This window comes from Pricia sp. (genome assembly GCF_041745955.1).
Classification (GTDB): domain Bacteria; phylum Bacteroidota; class Bacteroidia; order Flavobacteriales; family Flavobacteriaceae; genus Pricia.
In genome coordinates this window covers 1-2,522 of record NZ_JBGTHY010000390.1, presented here as the reverse complement: position 1 = coordinate 2,522, position 2,522 = coordinate 1, and the positions used below count along the sequence as shown (strand labels likewise).

General features: G+C 47.2%; 4 protein-coding genes. All 4 read right to left on the bottom strand.

Annotated features, from left to right (window positions below):
• Positions 1 to 136 precede the first annotated feature (136 nt).
• Positions 137 to 916 carry a patatin-like phospholipase family protein gene (locus ACEW8S_RS14185; protein WP_373518794.1) on the bottom strand — a complete coding sequence of 260 codons (780 nt, stop codon included), beginning with the start codon at positions 914 to 916 and terminating at the stop codon, positions 137 to 139.
• A 36-nt stretch (positions 917 to 952) separates the two neighbouring features.
• Positions 953 to 1,186, bottom strand: coding sequence for a hypothetical protein (locus tag ACEW8S_RS14180; RefSeq protein WP_373518793.1), 234 nt, complete (start codon positions 1,184 to 1,186; stop codon positions 953 to 955).
• Positions 1,187 to 1,571: 385 nt separating this feature from the next.
• Positions 1,572 to 2,279: a YfdX family protein gene (locus ACEW8S_RS14175; RefSeq protein WP_373518792.1), complete on the bottom strand. Its 708-nt coding sequence runs from the start codon at positions 2,277 to 2,279 to the stop codon at positions 1,572 to 1,574.
• Positions 2,280 to 2,340: 61 nt separating this feature from the next.
• A partial coding sequence (locus ACEW8S_RS14170) for an Hsp20/alpha crystallin family protein (RefSeq protein ID WP_373518791.1) occupies positions 2,341 to 2,522 on the bottom strand: 182 nt, incomplete at its 5' end.

Genomic DNA, 2,522 nt, shown 5'->3' with positions numbered 1-2,522 from the left:
CCCGGTAGGCTATCGGACCAATTCGTTGATCTTCAGTATGGGCATTTATAGGTTCAGGCATTGTATGGAGGTAGGAGGCGTTATCTCGTTGGTACTCTTTATCTTGGGCACGTTGCTGCTCGGTTCGATGGTCTAATTAGTAATCTATGTCGTCCAAACATCTAGAGGCATGTTCGTAACCGATCATAAATGCCTTTTCGATTCCCTTTTTGTCCAACATCCGTATATATTCAAGACCTTTAGGTCTGAACAGCGTATCGCATGCGTCCAGTTTTTCCCTACAGTTGGAATGTAGCATCAGCATATTCGTACGGTCGGTCAATTGTAGCGGGTTTTTCAATTGGGCCTTGCCGACTTCCTTCAGGGCCGAGGTATAGCACCCGATAATAATGTCGCATTGATCTACCAAAGGTTCCATGGGGAAGTTGTTCATGATGCCCCCATCGGCATACAGTACGCCGTCGATGGACACGGGGCAGAACACGGGCGGCAAGGCGGCCGAGGCGAGCAAGGGCCGCAACAGCTCGCCCGAACTGAATGTCCTTGACTTTCCCCGCTGTAGGTCGGTCGCCGTTACGAACAGTTTTTTCTCCAACGACCCAAAGGAATCTTCCCCAAAGTATTTCTCGAAAAAAAACAGGTATTTTTCGGTATCGAACAGCCCGGGCCTGTTGACCGAAAAAAAATTGTACTTGAACAATGGCGTTTCCTTGAAAAAGGCCAACATGCCCAAAGGCATTTTGCCATTGGCGTACAGTGCTCCTACGATGGCCCCGGCACTTACCCCGGAAATGACATCCGGATAAATATCGTGCTCGTTAAGGGCCTTTAGGATACCGATGTGCGCCATGCCCCTTACCCCGCCGCCCGAAAGTACGAGGCCGATGTTCTTTCCCTTCAAATCTTGAATCTTCATCTTGACATGCTAAAGGTTCGAAAAAAGATCTATTCATTAAGATTTATAAAGGCCGCCAACTTCGCGTAGTTTCATTAATCTATCCTGATGCACGGTCTTGGTAAACCGTTCCCCATTCCGGTAGTACACACACTCCAAGTAGATGTTACTGTTGATAGTGCCTACCAACGGATCCTTTTTGGCAATATATTTAATGACCTCCATTTTGGGGGCATCAGGATTTCCCTTTGTTTTTACCCAATCGCCGGGCTTGAATTTTTTTATGATCATGGTTAAATGTTTTTAGGTTCTACAAATTACTTTTAGCCCAAAACCATTTAAAAGGTCAAACGGATCGATAGCAAGAAAGGTGGCAAGTACGGGTATGCCACCTTTCAAGCCTTACATCATGAACATAAACGGTTCTTAATAACATCACTTGGTGCTATTCGATCCGCTCCTTAAATTTTTTGAGCTTCTCCCTCAACTTTTTGATAAGTCCCTTTTCCTCGGTATTGGACTTGTCCCCCATCCGTTTTTCGATTTCCTTGATGGCACTGTCCAATTCCTTGAACTCCTTGTCCCTTTCGCCGTATCCCAGGGCCTCGGCAAATCTGATCTCGTAGGAGGCATTATCGAGAAGCGTTCTGACGTCATCGGTATCGAAACCGTCCTTCTATACCAGTTCGTCGACTTCCAACAGCATCCGCTCGGCCCTTAACAAGGGCAGCGGCACCGACTTTTCCTCGACCACGATGGTATTCAACGTTGCGTTCAACAAAACCGCCGCTTCCCGATATTTTTCTTCCTTGGCAAGGACCAGGGCGTCTTTTAACGCCAAGGGATAGGTCGCTATGGGCAGTTTATAGGCCGTAACGGCCAGTTCGCTGTTCAGCCCTGTCAAGAGTTCCCTTGCCTGTTGGACCTTGCCATCCTCCAAGGCTTCCTCGGCCTCTTCGGTAAGCCTTTTAACGGTAGGTACATCGCTGAACAGATCATTGATCTGTACGTTAAAGTCCAATGGTGCGAACGCCAGATCGGGTTTCAATGCGGTTATGGCCTCGGCCTTGCCGATGGCCTTTTCGATATGCGATTTTGCATCCGTATAACTACTGTCCGCGATCGCTTTTACGGCATCTTTCGTAGCAGAGATCACTTCGACCGCATCGGCTATCAGTTCATCGTTCGCCAATCGGATGTTGCGCTGTATTTCCTCATCGATACTTTTTTTAAATTGGGCCTCTTTCAAATAGCTCTTTCTTGGTTTTTCCAAGCTATCTATCGGGTCAAGTTTTGCCAACACCTCCTGCTTGGTGCGTTTTTCATTACATGCAAATACCACCACCAAAGCAAGAAGGGACAAAACATATTTTATAGTTTTCATCACTTTCTATTTTTTTGGGCCTGCCCATTAGGACAGGCGGGTCAAACAATATGGCCACCCTTTATTTTACGATTATCGTTCTGGATCCGTCGACACCTTTTTTCTTTCCGATCTTAAGGGTCAGCAGCCCATCTTTCATTCGGGCATCGACCTTTTCGGTGTCCACGTTCTTGGGCAATCCGAACGCCCTATAAAAGGCATTATGCACGAACTCCTTGCGTACCCAATGCCTGTCCCGTTCCT

Excerpts from the sequence above, each read along its gene's own strand:
- ACEW8S_RS14180 (WP_373518793.1), bottom strand. The coding sequence starts at position 1,186 with ATGATCATAAAAAAATTCAAGCCCGGCGATTGGGTAAAAACAAAGGGA.
- ACEW8S_RS14175 (WP_373518792.1), bottom strand. The coding sequence starts at position 2,279 with ATGAAAACTATAAAATATGTTTTGTCCCTTCTTGCTTTGGTGGTGGTA.
- ACEW8S_RS14185 (WP_373518794.1), bottom strand. The coding sequence starts at position 916 with ATGAAGATTCAAGATTTGAAGGGAAAGAACATCGGCCTCGTACTTTCG.